This window comes from Enterobacter sp. Res13-Sevr-PEC09-46 (genome assembly GCF_015672585.1).
GTDB classification, from domain to species: Bacteria; Pseudomonadota; Gammaproteobacteria; order Enterobacterales; family Enterobacteriaceae; genus Enterobacter; species Enterobacter hormaechei_C.
On sequence record NZ_JADABR010000033.1, the window covers coordinates 1 to 16776 of the forward strand.

Annotated in this window: 15 protein-coding genes; 6 read left to right on the forward strand and 9 right to left on the reverse strand. The window is 58.3% G+C overall.

The genetic code is table 11. From position 1 onward, the window contains the following. Positions 1–485: hemolysin III family protein (locus IMQ56_RS19985; RefSeq protein ID WP_196065244.1), on the reverse strand; the 485-nt coding region annotated here is incomplete at its 3' end. A 266-nt stretch (positions 486–751) separates the two neighbouring features. Here IMQ56_RS19985 and IMQ56_RS19990 point away from each other — a divergent pair. The 6 genes from IMQ56_RS19990 to IMQ56_RS20015 all read left to right on the forward strand — a co-directional run bounded on the left by IMQ56_RS19990 (position 752) and on the right by IMQ56_RS20015 (position 6669). Then, positions 752–1483 carry a MurR/RpiR family transcriptional regulator gene (locus tag IMQ56_RS19990; RefSeq protein WP_015571796.1) on the forward strand — a complete coding sequence of 244 codons (732 nt, stop codon included), beginning with the start codon at positions 752–754 and terminating at the stop codon, positions 1481–1483. A gap of 116 nt (positions 1484–1599) precedes the next feature. Then, entirely contained in the window at positions 1600–3033 is a 1434-nt protein-coding gene (gene bglA / locus IMQ56_RS19995; protein ID WP_017382891.1) for a 6-phospho-beta-glucosidase BglA, read from the forward strand. A 124-nt stretch (positions 3034–3157) separates the two neighbouring features. Continuing rightward, positions 3158–3517, forward strand: a complete 360-nt coding sequence (locus IMQ56_RS20000; protein ID WP_017382892.1) for a hypothetical protein — start codon at positions 3158–3160, stop codon at positions 3515–3517. Between the two features lie 48 nt (positions 3518–3565). Further along, positions 3566–5575: a protein-disulfide reductase DsbD domain-containing protein gene (locus tag IMQ56_RS20005; RefSeq protein ID WP_196063882.1), complete on the forward strand. Its 2010-nt coding sequence runs from the start codon at positions 3566–3568 to the stop codon at positions 5573–5575. 1 nt (position 5576) lies between these two features. Beyond that, a complete protein-coding gene (locus IMQ56_RS20010; RefSeq protein ID WP_047733990.1) occupies positions 5577–6179 on the forward strand; it encodes a DsbA family protein in 603 nt (200 codons plus the stop codon). Next, a complete protein-coding gene (locus tag IMQ56_RS20015; RefSeq protein ID WP_134691207.1) occupies positions 6169–6669 on the forward strand; it encodes a protein disulfide oxidoreductase in 501 nt (166 codons plus the stop codon). The genes IMQ56_RS20010 and IMQ56_RS20015 overlap by 11 nt, the downstream gene beginning before the upstream one ends. Positions 6670–6671: 2 nt before the next feature. Here the strand turns inward: IMQ56_RS20015 and IMQ56_RS20020 are convergent, their stop codons facing one another. The 8 genes from IMQ56_RS20020 to IMQ56_RS20055 form a co-directional block, all read right to left on the reverse strand. Continuing rightward, the gene (locus IMQ56_RS20020) at positions 6672–7415 is read right to left on the reverse strand and encodes an SDR family oxidoreductase (RefSeq protein WP_134691199.1); all 744 of its coding nucleotides are present in this window, start codon (positions 7413–7415) and stop codon (positions 6672–6674) included. Between the two features lie 70 nt (positions 7416–7485). Further along, a complete protein-coding gene (gcvP, locus tag IMQ56_RS20025) occupies positions 7486–10359 on the reverse strand; it encodes an aminomethyl-transferring glycine dehydrogenase (protein WP_134691197.1) in 2874 nt (957 codons plus the stop codon). Positions 10360–10486: 127 nt separating this feature from the next. Then, entirely contained in the window at positions 10487–10876 is a 390-nt protein-coding gene (gene gcvH, locus IMQ56_RS20030) for a glycine cleavage system protein GcvH (protein ID WP_006811885.1), read from the reverse strand. A gap of 23 nt (positions 10877–10899) precedes the next feature. Continuing rightward, the gene (gene gcvT / locus IMQ56_RS20035; RefSeq protein WP_196063883.1) at positions 10900–11994 is read right to left on the reverse strand and encodes a glycine cleavage system aminomethyltransferase GcvT; all 1095 of its coding nucleotides are present in this window, start codon (positions 11992–11994) and stop codon (positions 10900–10902) included. A gap of 397 nt (positions 11995–12391) precedes the next feature. Further along, the gene (gene ubiI, locus IMQ56_RS20040) at positions 12392–13594 is read right to left on the reverse strand and encodes an FAD-dependent 2-octaprenylphenol hydroxylase (protein ID WP_023295388.1); all 1203 of its coding nucleotides are present in this window, start codon (positions 13592–13594) and stop codon (positions 12392–12394) included. 12 nt (positions 13595–13606) lie between these two features. Then, positions 13607–14785, reverse strand: a complete 1179-nt coding sequence (ubiH, locus tag IMQ56_RS20045; RefSeq protein WP_134691195.1) for a 2-octaprenyl-6-methoxyphenyl hydroxylase — start codon at positions 14783–14785, stop codon at positions 13607–13609. Further along, positions 14782–16095: a Xaa-Pro aminopeptidase gene (gene pepP, locus IMQ56_RS20050; RefSeq protein WP_134691205.1), complete on the reverse strand. Its 1314-nt coding sequence runs from the start codon at positions 16093–16095 to the stop codon at positions 14782–14784. The genes ubiH and pepP overlap by 4 nt, the downstream gene beginning before the upstream one ends. A 31-nt stretch (positions 16096–16126) precedes the next feature. Further along, on the reverse strand, positions 16127–16705 hold the full coding sequence (locus IMQ56_RS20055) for a YecA family protein (protein WP_003860099.1): 579 nt from the start codon (positions 16703–16705) through the stop codon (positions 16127–16129). Positions 16706–16776: the final 71 nt, after the last annotated feature.

Below are 16776 nucleotides of genomic sequence, written 5' to 3' on the forward strand. Positions count from 1 at the left end.
TTAATAGCTAACTGATACACCACAATCAGCGACAGCCAGCCCATTGTCAGATAGGTAACCAGCGACAACACTTTAAACCGGTGCGCAATAGTCAGCTTAAACAGGATCCCCAGCAGCGCCAGGCTCCAGATCACAATCATCAGGCCACGCGACAGCGGTGAGTTGAGCCCCACCAGCAAAAACGGTGTATAGGTACCCGCAATAAGAAGATAGATAGCGCAGTGGTCAAATTTCTTGAGCCATATCTTCGCCCGTTGATGCGGAATAGCGTGATACAGCGTTGAGGCCAGGAAAAGCAGGATCATACTCCCGCCATACAGACTGTAGCTGGTAATGGCCATCGCGCTGGCGTTGGTATCCACTGCCTGTACCAGCAATAACACTAAGCCGACAATCCCAAAAACCAGGCCAATGCCGTGGCTTATACTGTTGGCTACTTCCTCAGCCAGCGAATATCCCTGTGCGATTAATGGTCTGCTCACCATACTTAACTCCGGGAAAACAAAAGATGATTATTCATCGCCAGCCTATGCTAACTGAGAATGATTCCAGTGAACACCTGTTAGCTAAAATAAATCCACATTCAAGATTTATCCTTATAAATCAGCATAATGTAAAAACAATCCACCGCACAGGTGTAAATGATTTCATTAACATCTAAGTAATCAAGGAGATAAATCCGTCTCCCGCCCTTCGTCATCATGGTATGCTTCAGGAATAGTGTCCGACAGCGAGTTTAGCCATTGTGAGTATGTTCAGCCATTCCGCCATTGCCAGCCTCAACAATCTGGAAATGATGGTCTACAACTATGTCATTAAGAACCGCGATAAAGTGATGTACATGACCATCCGCGAGCTGGCGGATGCGGCGGGCGTTTCCACTACCACTATCCTGCGCTTCTGCCGCAAGCTCAACTGCGATGGTTACTCGGAATTTCGGGTGCGCTTTAAACTCTATCTGGAGCAGAACGAGCCGCAGCAGGCGAATTTTGGTGCCAGTGAAATCATCAGCTTCTTTAAAAGCGTAAATAACGAAGAGTTTGATGCGCTATTAGATAACGCCGTCGATATTATTTTATCATCTGAACGAATTATTTTTGTCGGTGCGGGCACCTCCGGATCGCTGGCAAAATATGGCGCACGTTTCTTTTCAAATATCGGGAAATTCAGTAACCATATCGACGATCCTTATTTCCCGGTCACTAACGACATGGCTAAAAATGCGCTGGCCATTGTACTCTCCGTCTCCGGCGAGACCGAGGAGATCCTGCGCTTCGCCAGCCAGTTCAGCCTGCACCACTGCAAGGTGCTCTCAGTCACCAGCCACGAACATTCACGTCTCGCAAAGCTGGCGGACTTTAACCTCTCCTGGCACGTACCGCAAACGCGCATTGGCGGCGTTTACGATATCACCACGCAAATTCCCGTCATCTATATTCTGGAATCATTAGGCCGGAAACTGGCGAAGAAATTAACAGAATAAAACATCCTGTTTTTTTGATGTGACAAATTACAATTTCCGCAAAATGTTATATCGTGACATTTAATTCCGCTTTGCTAGACTCGAAATCAATAAGTCCTGAATTGAGAATAGCAAAGATGAAAAAACTCACCTTACCGAAAGATTTTTTATGGGGCGGCGCGGTAGCGGCGCACCAGGTTGAAGGCGGCTGGAACAAAGGCGGCAAAGGGCCAAGCATCTGCGACGTGCTCACCGGCGGCGCACACGGCGTTCCGCGAGAAATCACGCAGGAAGTGATTGAAGGCAAATATTACCCCAACCACGAAGCCGTCGACTTCTACGGCCATTACAAAGAAGACATCAGGCTGTTTGCCGAGATGGGCTTCAAATGTTTCCGTACCTCCATCGCCTGGACGCGCATCTTCCCGAAAGGCGACGAAACTCAGCCAAACGAAGAGGGGCTGAAGTTTTACGACGACATGTTCGATGAACTGCTGAAGTACAATATCGAGCCGGTGATCACCCTCTCCCACTTTGAAATGCCGCTGCACCTCGTTCAGGAATATGGCGGATGGACCAACCGTAAAGTGGTCGATTTCTTTGTGCGCTTCTCGGAAGTGGTATTTGAGCGCTACAAAAATAAGGTCAAATACTGGATGACCTTCAACGAAATCAACAACCAGCGCAACTGGCGTGCGCCGCTGTTCGGCTACTGCTGCTCTGGCGTGGTCTATACCGAGCACGACAACCCGGAAGAGACCATGTACCAGGTGCTGCACCACCAGTTCGTGGCCAGCGCGCTGGCGGTGAAAGCCGCACGCCGCATTAACCCGGAAATGAAAGTCGGCTGCATGCTGGCGATGGTGGCGCTCTATCCGTACTCCTGCAAGCCAGAAGATGTCATGTTCGCTCAGGAATCCATGCGCGAGCGCTACGTCTTTACCGACGTACAGCTGCGCGGCTACTACCCGTCTTACGTGCTGAACGAGTGGGAGCGCCGTGGCTTCTCCATCAAAATGGAAGCTGGCGACGAGCAGATCCTGCGTGAAGGCACCTGCGATTACTTAGGTTTCAGCTACTACATGACCAACGCGGTCAAAGCGGAAGGCGGTACCGGTGACGCCATTTCCGGCTTCGAGGGCAGCGTGCCGAACCCACACGTCAAGGCGTCCGACTGGGGCTGGCAGATTGATCCGGTAGGCCTGCGCTATTCGCTGTGTGAACTGTACGAGCGTTATCAGAAGCCGCTGTTTATCGTGGAAAATGGTTTCGGCGCCTACGACACCGTGGAAGAGGACGGCAGCATCAACGATGACTATCGCATCGACTACCTGCGCGCCCACGTGGAAGAGATGATGAAGGCGGTGACCTGGGATGGCGTGGATCTGATGGGCTACACGCCGTGGGGCTGCATCGACTGCGTCTCCTTCACCACCGGCCAGTACAGTAAGCGCTACGGCTTTATCTACGTCAACAAGCACGATGACGGTACCGGTGACATGTCCCGCTCCCGTAAGAAGAGTTTCGAGTGGTATAAAACCGTCATCGCCAGCAACGGCGAAACGCTGTAATGGCTCGCCCTCTCTGCAAGCGGAGAGGGCAAACCGCTTATCTTCCAGACACTTCTTTACAGCTTTTGCGTTGCCAAAATATGTTCGCCCGATAATATAGGCGTCCTGAATATTTGAGGCGAACATGATCAAGCGACAACGCAACGCTATCCTGCTTGTAGCCCTGGCCTGCCTGGTGGTGCTGATATGCACCGCCCAGCGGATGGCCGGGATGCACGCGCTTGTCATGAACGTCACCACCACGAGCCAGTCTGTCCAGCAGGGGCAGGAGAGTGCCGACGCACCGGTAACCCCATGTGAGCTTAGCGCCAAGTCGCTGATGTCGGTCCCGCCTGTTTTATTTGAAGGCGCCCTGAGTGCCGTCACCCTGCTGCTGGCGTTGCTGGCAGCCAGTCCACCGCGCCGCGAACGGCAGTGGCCTCCCCGCGTTATCTCCTCGCCCCGGTTAAGGGTGCATCTGCGATTATGCGTCTTCCGTGAATGAGCCTTCGCCTGTTACTTCAGGTTAATTCATCATTTACGGAGAAAATTTATGTTTACTGTATTCAGGCGACTGCTGGTCTGCCTGCTTTGGCTATGGCTGCCCCTCAGCCAGGCTGCCGACAGCGGCTGGCTGCGCGCCGCCGATAATCAGCACGCCAGCGTCAGGCTGCGTGCGCAACCCGAAAGCACTGGCGAAACCCGCCTGCTGCTGGACGTCGCCCTGCAAAAAGGCTGGAAAACCTACTGGCGCTCGCCGGGCGAAGGCGGCGTCGCACCCGCGATTAAATGGCATCAGCCCGTCGAGGCGATCTGGCGCTGGCCTGTGCCGCAGCGTTTCGACGTCGCGGGCATCACCACGCAGGGCTACCACGGCGATGTCAGCTTTCCCATCACTCTGCGGGGCGACGTCCCGAAGATCCTGAGCGGCGTACTGACGCTCTCCACCTGTAGCAACGTCTGTATTCTTACCGACTACCCGTTTTCGCTGAACATGACCGCATCCGCAGGCGCCGGTTTTGATTACGATTTCAGTCGGGCCATGGGCACCCTTCCGCTCAGCGGCGGGTTGACCTCAACGCTTAACGCCACCTATGCCCCCGGCAAGCTGACCGTAACGGCGCAGCGTGACGCAGGCTGGCAGGCGCCGTCCCTGTTTATCGACGGTATGGATGATGTTGATTTCGGCAAACCGGCCCTCACCGTGCGCGGTGACTCGCTGGTCGCCACCGTGCCCGTGACGGACAGCTGGGGCGAGGCCGCGCCCAACCTCAGCGGCAAAACCCTGTCGCTGGTTCTGGCCGATAGCGGGCAGGCGCAGGAGTCCAGCCTGAGCATTCAGCCGGGGAACGCCGCGCCGACGCTCTCGTTAGGCTGGGTGTTGCTGATGGCGCTGGCGGGCGGTCTGATCCTTAACGTCATGCCCTGCGTACTGCCCGTGCTGGCCATGAAGCTGGGCACGCTGATGCAAACCGAACGGCAGGCGCGGGGTCAGGTACGCCGACAGTTTCTTGCGTCGGTAGCCGGGATCGTGATCTCGTTCCTCGCGCTGGCGCTGATGATGACGGTTTTACGCTTAGGCAATCAGGCGCTCGGCTGGGGGATCCAGTTCCAGAATCCGTGGTTTATTGGCGCGATGGCGCTGGTGATGGTGCTTTTCAGCGCCAGCCTGCTGGGGTTGTTTGAAATCCGTCTCCCTTCCGGCGCCAGCACCTTCATCGCCACGCGCGGCGGCAACGGGCTTGCGGGTCATTTCTGGCAAGGCGCGTTTGCCACGCTGCTGGCGACACCCTGCACCGCGCCGTTCCTGGGTACGGCGGTCTCAGTCGCGCTGGCGGCACCGCTTCCCCTGCTGTGGGGGATCTTCCTGGCGATGGGTATCGGCATGAGCCTGCCGTGGCTGCTGGTGGCGGCCTGGCCGGGGCTGGCCCAGCGGTTGCCGCGTCCGGGACGCTGGATGAACGTCGTACGCGTAGTGCTGGGGATGATGATGCTCGGCTCATCGCTGTGGCTGCTGAGCCTGCTGACGGTGCACATTGGCAGCCTGCCCGTCATCACGCTGGGCGTGCTCCTGATCCTTACGCTGCTGCTGGTCACCGCCTGGCGCTACCGCTGGCAAACGGCACTGCGCGCCGGGGTATTAGCTGTAGTGGTGGCCGGGGCGGTCGCGTTTGTATCCGGTTCCGGCGGCGAGGGTTCCCGCCGCGATCGTATTCACTGGCAGCCGCTCAGCGAGCAGGCCATTGCCCGCGCGCTGGCGGAGAACAAACGGGTGTTCGTCGACGTGACCGCCGACTGGTGCGTGACCTGTAAAGCCAATAAATACAACGTGCTGCTACGCGACGACGTGCAGGATGCGCTCTCCGCCCCGGACGTTGTCGCCCTGCGCGGCGACTGGAGCCGCCCCTCAGATACCATCAGCCAGTTCTTAACCACGCGCGGCAGCGCCGCCGTGCCGTTTAACCAGATCTACGGACCGGGATTACCGCAGGGCCACGTGCTGCCTGCGTTGTTAAGCCGCGAAGCGGTGCTGAGCACCCTGTCCGATGCAAAAGGAAAATAACATGAGAGCCTTCGTTGCCTTACTTCTGCTGTCGTTATCAACGTTCGGTTTCGCCGCACCTTCTGATGACGCTTCCAGCGACCAGCTGGCAAAACTGCTGTTTAACGACCCCAACAGCCCGCAAACCGGCGCGACATCGCCGAAGCTGACCATCGTCTCCTTCACTGACTACAACTGCCCGTATTGCAAGCAGTTCGACCCAATGCTTGAGAAAATCGTGCAGGAAAATCCCGACGTGCAGCTCATCGTCAAACTGCTGCCGTTCAAGGGACAAAGCTCGGTAAATGCCGCGAAAGCGGCGCTCTCAACGTGGCAGCAGGCGCCGGATAAATTCTGGGCGCTGCACCAGCGGCTGATGATGAAAAAGGGCTATCACGATGACGCCAGCATCGCCGCCGCGAAGGTAAAGACCGGAACGGACAGCATTAAAACGGATGATAAAACCATGGACAGCCTAAAGATGAACCTCATCCTGGCGCAGGTGCTGAATATTCAGGGTACCCCGGCGACCATTATCGGCGACCAGATGGTGGCGGGCGCAATCCCGTATGACGACCTGGAGGGGCTGGTCAAAGAACAGCTGGCAAACGCCCGTGGCAAGTAAGCTTCCGCGCCTGCTGCGCGAGCTGGGCGTGTGGCTGCTGATTGGCGTAGCCGTGAGCCTGGCGGTGGACTATTTCCGCCAGCCCGCGCTGCCGCAGAATTTCCCCGCGACGGCACTGCACACCCTCGACGGTCAGCCCGTCGATCTTATCGCCATGAGTAAGGAGCGGCCGCTGCTGGTCTACGTCTGGGCGACATGGTGCGGCGTCTGCCGCTACACCACGCCGTCGGTGGCGACGCTTGCCGCGGACGGGGGTAACGTGATGTCGGTTGCGCTGCGCTCGGGCGATAACGCGACGCTCGAAACATGGATGAGGAAGAAGAAGGCGATGATGCCCACGGTCAACGACGCCAGCGGAGAACTGGCGCGTGAGTGGGATGTTAAGGTGACGCCAACGCTGGTGGTGATCTCTCACGGCGAGGTAAAGTCGATCACCACCGGCTGGACCAGCGGCTGGGGAATGCGCCTGCGGCTGTGGCTGGCGTCGTAGCGTTACTTCCCGCCAGCCAGCTCCAGGAAGCTACCGGTGACATAGGAGGCTTTGTCGCTCAGCAGCCAGACAATGGCCTGGGCAACCTCCTCCGGCTGACCGCCACGCTGCATCGGTAACATCGACTTCACCCGATCCACACGCCCCGGCTCGCCGCCGGAGGCGTGAATATCGGTATAAATCAGGCCTGGCCGCACGCCGTTAACGCGAATGCCCTGCGCCGCCACCTCCAGCGCGAGGCCGGTGGTCAGGGAATCCACCGCCCCTTTTGAGGCGGCATAATCCACATATTCCCCTGGCGCGCCCAGTCGGGAGGCCGCCGAGGAGACATTCACAATCGCGCCGCCCTTGCCGCCGTGTTTATGCGACATGCGCTTAACCGCTTCACGGCAACAGAGAAAATAGCCGGTGACGTTGGTAGCCAGCACGCGGTTAATACGTTCAGCGGAGAGGTTTTCGATGGTGGATTGTTCAAACAAAATTCCGGCGTTGTTCACCAGTGCGGCGAGCGGCTCACCTTCGCGATCGATGCTGTCGAACATCGCCATTACCTGCGCTTCATCGCTGATGTCCGCGCGCACGGCAAAGGCTTTACCACCCGCGTCCACGATCTGATTAATGACCTCCGTCGCGGCTTTGATGTTGTGATGAAAATTCACCGCAACGGTGTAGCCTTCGCTTGCCAGCTGTAGCGCGGTGGCTTTACCAATACCCCGGCTGGCGCCGGTGACCAGTGCAATTGCCATTCTTTTCTCCCAATAAAAAAGCCGGGTGGCGGCTTCGCCTTACCCGGCCTACGTTACTACAGGAACAACGTTACTGGTATTCGCTCATCGGTACGCAGGAGCAGAACAGGTTACGGTCGCCGTAAACATCATCAAGACGTTTCACGGTTGGCCAGTATTTGTTTGCCACACCTGCCGGGAAGACAGCCAGTTCGCGGGTATAACCATGGTTCCACTCTGCCACCAGTTCGTTCTGGGTATGCGGCGCGTTCACCAGCGGGTTATCTTCCAGCGTCCACTCCCCGCCTTTCACGCGGTCGATTTCGCTGCGGATCGCCAGCATCGCGTCGATAAAGCGATCCAGCTCCACCTTGCTTTCAGATTCAGTCGGCTCAACCATCAGCGTTCCCGCAACCGGGAAGGACATGGTTGGCGCGTGGAAGCCGTAGTCGATCAGGCGCTTGGCAATATCCAGCTCGCTGATGCCCGTCTCTTCTTTCAGAGGACGAATATCGAGGATGCATTCGTGCGCCACGCGACCGTCGCGGCCGGTGTAGAGCACCGGATAGGCGTCCTTCAGACGCGTTGCGATGTAGTTGGCGTTGAGGATCGCCACCTGGCTGGCCTGCTTCAGCCCTTCCGCGCCCATCATGCGGATGTACATCCAGCTGATTGGCAGGATAGAGGCGCTGCCGAACGGTGCCGCAGAGACCGCGCCCTGACGGGTCAGCATGCCTTCGATCTGCACCACGCTGTGGCCTGGGACAAACGGCGCCAGGTGCGCCTTCACGCCGATAGGACCCATCCCCGGGCCGCCACCGCCGTGCGGAATGCAGAACGTTTTATGCAGGTTCAGGTGCGACACGTCCGCGCCAATAAAGCCCGGAGAGGTGATGCCCACCTGGGCGTTCATGTTTGCGCCGTCGAGGTAAACCTGGCCGCCGAACTGATGCACCACTTCACACACTTCACGGATAGTTTCTTCGTACACGCCGTGGGTGGACGGGTAGGTCACCATAATGCAGGAGAGTTTGTCGCCCGCCTGCTCGGCTTTGGCGCGCAGGTCGGCCAGATCGATGTTGCCGTTTTTGTCGCACGCCACAACCACCACTTCCATTCCTGCCATCTGGGCAGAAGCCGGGTTGGTACCGTGGGCAGAGCTTGGGATCAGGCAGATATCACGGTGGCCTTCGTTGCGGCTTTCGTGATAGTGACGGATCGCCAGCAGACCGGCGTATTCACCCTGCGCACCGGAGTTCGGCTGCATGCAGAGCGCGTCGTACCCGGTCAGCTTCACCAGCCAGTCGGAGAGCTGGTTGATCATCATGTGATAACCTTCCGCCTGCTCAGCCGGGCAGAACGGGTGCAGCTCAGAGAATTCAGGCCAGGTAATTGGGATCATCTCAGCCGCGGCGTTCAGCTTCATGGTGCAGGAGCCCAGCGGGATCATCGCCTGGTTCAACGCCAGATCTTTACGTTCCAGAGAGTGCATGTAACGCATCATCTCGGTTTCGCTGTGATAGCGGTTGAACACCGGGTGAGTCAGGATCGCGTCGTCGCGCAGCATGCTTTCCTGAATGGAGCGGCTGTCGAGCGCAACCTCTTTGTCGAGCGTATCAACGTCCAGACCGTGTGCGTCACCCAGCAATACATTGAACAGGGTCAGGATATCGTCACGGGTGGTGCTTTCGTCCAGCGTAATGCCGACCGCATTGTGAATGTCGCTGCGCAGGTTGATTTGCGCTGCCTCGGCGCGCGCCAGCACGGCCGCTTTGTCTGCCACCTCGACGCACAGGGTGTCGAAGTAGTGTGCATGACGCAGTCTGAGACCTTTCTGTTGCAGACCGCAGGCCAGAATATCGGCCAGACGGTGGATGCGGCTGGCAATACGTTTCAGGCCTGCCGGACCGTGGAACACCGCGTACAGGCTGGCAATGTTAGCCAGCAGCACCTGCGAGGTACAGATGTTGGAGTTCGCTTTCTCGCGGCGGATATGCTGCTCGCGGGTCTGCATCGCCATGCGCAGCGCGGTGTTACCGGCGGCATCTTTCGATACGCCGATAATACGGCCTGGCATGGAACGTTTAAATTCATCTTTCGCGCCAAAGAACGCCGCGTGCGGGCCGCCGTAGCCCATCGGCACGCCGAAACGCTGGGCTGAGCCGAAGACAATATCCGCGCCCTGTTTGCCTGGCGCCGTCAGCAGCACCAGCGCCATAAAATCAGCGGCGACGCTAACAATAACCTTACGGGATTTCAGCTCGGCGATCAGTGCGCCGTAGTCGTGCACTTCCCCGGTGGTGCCCACCTGCTGCAACAGCACGCCGAAGACGTCCTGGTGATCCAGCACTTTTTCAGCGTCGTCGACAATCACCTCAAAGCCGAAGGTTTCCGCACGGGTGCGCACCACGTCCAGCGTCTGGGGATGCACGTCCGCCGCCACGAAGAAGCGGTTGGCGTTTTTCAGCTTGCTCACGCGCTTCGCCATCGCCATCGCTTCGGCGGCGGCGGTCGCTTCATCCAGCAGCGAGGCAGAGGCGATATCCATACCGGTCAGATCCAGCGTCACCTGCTGGAAGTTCAGTAGCGCTTCCAGACGGCCCTGGGAGACTTCTGGCTGATACGGGGTATAAGCGGTGTACCAGCCCGGGTTTTCCAGCATATTACGCAGGATCACCGGCGGTAACTGCACGTTGGTGTAGCCCATGCCGATGTAAGACTTATAGCGCTTGTTAAGGCCGGCGATGGCCTTCAGCTCCGCCAGCGCGGCGAACTCCGTCGTGGACTCGCCTACCTGCGGCGGCGTAGCAAGCTGGATGTCTTTTGGCACGATCTGGCCGATCAGTGCGTTTAATGAATCCGCGCCAACTGTCTTCAGCATCTCCTGCTGTTGCTGAGCATCCGGCCCAATGTGACGTTCAATGAAAGCGCCACGGTTTTCAAGCTGGCTTAAAGTCTGTGTCATGAGCGATGGTTCCTGAAACGTGCAGTGAATCGTAGTTATCTGTAACGCTGTTGCCCGGTGGCGCTAACGCTTACCGGGCCTACGTTGACCTGTAGGCCGGATAAGCGCAGCGCCATCCGGCACAACGCTATTCGTCTTCCAGTAGTGCTTCGTACGCGGTCGCATCCAGCAGCGCGGCAACCTGCGCTTCGTCGCTGGCTTTGATCTTGAAGATCCAGCCGCCTTCATACGGTTCGCTGTTGACCAGCTCCGGGGAGTCGCTCAGCGCGTCGTTCACGGCAACAATTTCACCGCTCACCGGGGCGTAGATGTCAGAGGCCGCTTTAACGGATTCCGCCACCGCACAGTCGTCGCCTGCGCTCACGGTTGCGCCCACTTCCGGCAGATCAACAAACACCATGTCGCCCAGCAGCTCCTGCGCGTGCTCGGTGATCCCAACGGTGTAAGTGCCGTCCGCCTCTTTGCGCAGCCACTCGTGTTCTTTGCTGTATTTCAGTTCTGCTGGCACATTGCTCATTGAAGTTCTCCTGATAAAAATAGTTAGGCGACCGGCTTACCGGCGCGAACAAAAATCGGTTTGGTCACGTTGACCGGCATTTCGCGGTTGCGGATCTGCACCACCGCCGTTTCGCCAATCCCCGCCGGCACGCGTGCCAGGGCAATACTGTAGCTGAGCGTCGGGGAGAACGTTCCGCTGGTGATCACGCCTTCGCGATGATTGCCATCGGCATCGGTGAAGCGCACCGGCAGCTCGCCGCGCAGCACGCCTTTTTCTTTCATCACCAGGCCAACCAGCTGTTCAGTGCCCTTCTCGCGCTGCATCTCCAGCGCTTCACGACCAATAAAATCACGGTCAGCCGGTTCCCACGCGATGGTCCAGCCCATGTTGGCCGCCAGCGGAGAGACGCCTTCGTCCATCTCCTGACCGTAGAGGTTCATCCCCGCTTCCAGACGCAGCGTATCGCGCGCGCCCAGGCCCGCAGGCTTCACGCCCGCCTCCACCAGCGCACGCCAGAAATCAGCGGCCTTATCGTTTGGCATGGCAATTTCGTAGCCCGCTTCACCGGTGTAGCCGGTGGTGGCGATAAACAGATCGCCCGCCTGCACGCCGAAGAACGGCTTCATGCCTTCGGTGGCTTTGCGCTGCTCGTCGCTGAACAGAGACGCGGCTTTCGCCTGCGCGTTCGGCCCCTGCACGGCGATCAGTGACAGATCGTCACGGACGGTGATGTCGATGGCATAAGGTTCGGCGTGTTGGGTGATCCAGGAGAGGTCTTTTTCGCGGGTGGCGGAGTTTACAACGAGGCGGAAGAAATCTTCAGTGAAGTAATAGACGATAAGGTCATCAATCACGCCGCCCGAGGCATTCAGCATGCCGGTATAGAGCGCTTTGCCCGGCGTCTTCAGTTTGGCGACGTCATTTGCCAGCAGATAACGCAAAAACTCCCGGGTGCGGCTACCGCGCAGGTCGACAATCGTCATATGAGACACGTCGAACATACCGGCATCGGTGCGCACCGCGTGGTGCTCATCAATCTGCGAGCCGTAGTGCAGCGGCATCATCCAGCCGTGGAAGTCCACCATGCGGGCGCCGCACAACACGTGCTGTTCGTACAAAGGAGTCTGTTGAGCCATCTTTTCCTCGTTGAAAAATTCACCGTGAAACCCGGTGTCGGCCTCGCGATCGGGGGCCGACGCAAACGTTCTCTTTTACCTGAACTTACCACCGAAACCGGCGGTTAACCATAAGGTAAAACGGGTCATCACATTAGCTTATGACCAAAAATCGCTGAAAAGCCTACAGAGTTATTCACTGGGAAAATGCGATTAAACCCGCATAAAATTAACAATGATCTAACAGAATTTAGCAGATGGTGATATTTCGTGCGGAAAAACGGGCCGAATTTCCGTAACATAAAAATAGTAAGATTAGATTTTCTAATGCGAAAAATGACGTGAAATTAGATTATTTCAAACGAGGAAATTTCCCCGGCGCGGAGGCCGGGAAAATAAAGTGTGACGGGGATCGAGATTAACGTAACCAGTCGGGAAGATCGTTGAGGCCCATTGCCTGACGAAGAAGCTGCGGTTTTACGCCGGGAAGGGTGTCGGCCAGCTTGAGGCCAATATCGCGCAGCAGTTTTTTCGCCGGATTCGCTCCGGCAAACAGCTCGCGGAAGCCCTGCATACCCGCCAGCATCATCGCCGCACTGTGTTTGCGGCTGCGCTCGTAGCGACGCAGATACAGATGCTGACCAATATCTTTGCCTTCCCGATGCAGGCGACGCAGCTCTTCAACCAGCTCAGCCGCGTCCATAAAGCCGAGGTTCACCCCCTGCCCGGCCAGCGGATGAATGGTATGCGCCGCATCCCCCACCAGCGCCAGACGGTGCGCGGCAAACTGACGCGCGTAGCGACCGGTTAACGGAAACGTCTGGCGTTCGCTTTCAAGCATGCACAGGCCCAGACGGTTATCAAACGCCACGCATAGCGCCTGACTGAAGGCATCCGGCGTCGCCTCCTGCATCTGCTGCGCTTTCTCCGGCTCTAAGGACCAGACGATGGAGCAGAGATGCGGATCGGCAAGCGGCAGGAAGGCCAGAATGCCGTCATTATGGAAAATCTGGCGCGCCACGCCGCCGTGCGGCTCTTCGGTGCGGATTGTGGCCACCAACGCGTGATGGCGGTAATCCCAGAAGGTCAGCGGAATATCCGCTTTGTTACGCAGCCAGGAATTGGCGCCGTCGGCACCCACCACCAGACGCGCGGTCAGCATGTCGCCACTTTCAAGAGTGATAAACGCGTCGTTTTCGCCCCACGCCACCTGCTGGAGTTTCGCCGGTGCGATCAGCGTGACGTCGCTGCACTGCTGTGCTTTCTGCCACAGCGCGTGGTGGATCACCGCGTTTTCAACGATGTGTCCAAGATGGCTGTAGCCCATGCTTTCATCGTCAAACGCGATATGGCCGAAGCTGTCTTTGTCCCACACTTCCATGCCATGGTAACAGCTGGCACGCAGCGCCACGATTTCAGACCAGACGCCAAGGTGCGTCAGTAGCTTTTCGCTGGCGGCATTGATCGCCGAGACGCGCAGCTCCGGCGGTGCATCCTGCGCCACAGGCTGCGGCGCTTTTTGCTCAAGCACGGCCACGCGCAGGCCGCTGCCCTGTAAACCACAGGCCAGCGCCAGTCCTACCATTCCGCCACCCACAATGGCGACATCAACATTTTGCACGGTCAATACTCCTTAACGCGCGACCCAACCCAGGGTCCGCTGCGCCAGCACGTCACGTGCCGGAATGAACAGTTCCATCGCCATCAGCCCAAGGTTGCGACCCGCAACCAGCGGTGCCCAGCGATTGGCAAACAGGTGGACTAAACCGTCGGTGACGCCAATGGTCGCCGCTTTGTCCGCCTGGCGTCGTTTCTGGTAATGGCTCAGCACTGAGTATGCGCCACAATCCTGTTGTTCGCTCCACGTCCGGGCCAGGAGCTCTGCCAGGCTTATCACGTCACGGAGGCCAAGGTTGAAGCCTTGCCCGGCGATGGGGTGCAGCGTCTGCGCGGCGTTGCCGACCAGGGCGACGCGATGGGAGACAGTCTGCGATGCGGTCGTCAGCGCGAGCGGATAGGCCACGCGTTTTCCGGCATGGGTGATGCGCCCAAGCCGCCAGCCGAAAGCTTTTTGCAGCTCGGAACAAAAACGTTCGTCGGACCAGGAGAGAACCTCATCGGCCCGATCCTGCGCATGGCACCATACCAGCGAGCAGCGCCCGTTCGACATCGGCAGCATGGCCAGCGGGCCGTGCTCCGTGAAGCGCTCAAATGCCCTGCCGTTATGCGCGCCAGCCGTGGAGACGTTAGCGATGACCGCCGCCTGCCCATAAGGTTCAGAGCGCCATTCGACGCCGCACTGCGTGGCGATCGCGGAGCGTGAACCATCTGCCGCCACCAGCAGTTGCCCCTCCAGCGTGGTGCCGTTGTCCAGCGTCACGCTGACGGCCTCGTCACGGCGGCTGAAGCTGGCGACGCGCGCCGGACAGTGCAGCGTGACGCCAGGCGCGTCCTGTAACAGACGGAACAGCCGCAGCCCTACATCATGCAGCTCGACAACCTGCCCCAGCGCCTCGATCCGGTAATCGCGGGCATCCAGCGTCACAAACCCGGCATGCCCGCGATCGCTGACGTGAACGGTGCCGATCGCCGTTGCGCAATCCGCTATCGCCTGCCAGATCCCAATACGCGCAAGCTGCTGACAGGTTCCCTGCGCCAGCGCGATAGCGCGGGCGTCGAAACCGGGATGATCGGCCGCCTGCGGCGCGACCGCCTCAACGAGATGCACCGGAAGCTGGCCCTGGGTTAACTGCGAAATAGCCAGCGCCAGAGTAGCGCCGGTCATGCCTCCGCCAACGATGATTACGCTCATTCGCGTGCCGCCGCCATCAGCGCCTCGATGTCGTCGGCTTTTTTCACCACGGTCGCGGTCAGGTTTTCGTTACCGGTTTCGGTGATGACGATGTCATCTTCAATACGAATGCCGATCCCGCGGTACTGTTCCGGCACGTCGGCATCCGGCGCGATGTACAGCCCCGGCTCAACGGTCAGCACCATGCCTGGCTCCAGCACGCGCGAACGTTCCGGACCGTATGCCCCGACGTCATGCACATCCAGCCCCAGCCAGTGGCTCAGGCCGTGCATAAAGTACGGACGATGGGCGTTTTCGGATATAAGGGTGTCCACATCGCCTTTCAGAATGCCGAGCTTCACCAGCCCGGTAATCATGATGCGTACCACCTCGCCCGTAACCTCCTGAATGGAGGTGCCAGGGCGGAACAGCGTCAGCGCGGTCTCCAGAGACTCAAGCACGATGTCATAGATTTCACGCTGCGCGGTGGTGAATTTACCGTTCACCGGGAAGGTACGGGTGATGTCGCCCGCGTAACCCTGATATTCACAGCCGGCGTCAATCAGCACCAGATCGCCGTCGCGCAGTTCACTTTCGTTTTCGGTGTAGTGCAGAATGCAGCCATTTTCCCCGCCGCCTACGATCGTGTTATAGGACGGGAAGCGCGCACCGTGACGGTTAAATTCATGGTGAATTTCGCCTTCAAGCTGGTACTCGAACATACCGGGACGGCACTTTTCCATGGCGCGGGTATGCGCCAGGGCGCTGATTTCGCCCGCGCGGCGCATCACGTTCAGCTCTTCTTCAGACTTGAACAGGCGCATCTCATGCACCATCGGTCGCCAGTCCGTCAGGGTGGCGGGTGCAGACAAATTCTGACGTGAGCCTTTACGCAGCTTATCCAGCGCGGTGAAAACAATGTCATCCGCATACGCGTATTCGCCCTGGGCGTGATAGAGCACGTCCAGACCGTTCAGCAGTTGGTAGAGCTGCTGGTTGATTTCGCTGTAGGCCAGCGCGCGGTCCACGCCCAGTTTTTCTGGCGCCGCCTCCTGCCCTAAGCGGCGACCAAACCAGATTTCCGCGGTCAGATCGCGCACGCGGTTAAAAATCACGCTGTGGTTGTGGGTGTCATTGCTTTTAATCAGCACCAGTACCGCTTCCGGCTCGTTAAACCCGGTGAAGTACCAGAAATCACTGCTCTGGCGATAGGGGTATTCGCTGTCGGCGCTGCGCGTCACTTCCGGCGCGGCGAAAATCAGGGCAGCGCTTCCCGGCTGCATTTTCGCCAGCAGCGCCTGACGACGGCGAGAATACTCTTGACTGGAGATAACCATGACACCCTCCTGTGCGTTATTTTTCTTAGTGTAATGTTGGCTTGCGAACTTCCGGCGCGGTCGGCTGCGAGCGCGTAAAGTTGTCGTGGCACAGCAGAGACGCCACGCGCACGTACTCGATAATCTCTTCGAGAGACATTTCCAGCTCTTCCTGGTCTTCGTCTTCATCGTAGCCGAGCTGGGCGATGTTACGCAGATCGTCGATCGCTTCACCCGCTTCGCCGGTCACTTTATCCAGTTTAGGCTGGGTTACGCCCAGGCCAAGAAGATAGTGGTTTACCCAACCCGCGAGCGCATCAGCGCGATCGAAGACGCTGACATCGTCGCCTTCAGGCAGATAAAGCTGAAAAAGAAAGCCATCGTCTTCCAGGGAATCGCTGGTTGCGGCGTGCATTTTACGCAGCGCTTCCGCCAGTTCGTGGCCAAACGCCAGCCCTTCGTTGGTGAGGTCGTGGATCAGCGGCTGCCATGAGCTGTCGCTGTTTCCGCCGCACAGTATGCCGCTGATCAGACCGTGCATTTCGGCAGGGGTCAGACCGACTCCCTGCTGGTTCAGTAACTGGTTTAAATCCTTGTAACCAGGCATTTCGTTCTGTATAGACATACGCATTCGTCATCAAAGGGAGGATATTCATGATATGCTACCACTTTGGACCCTGGTGATACCAGAAAAGG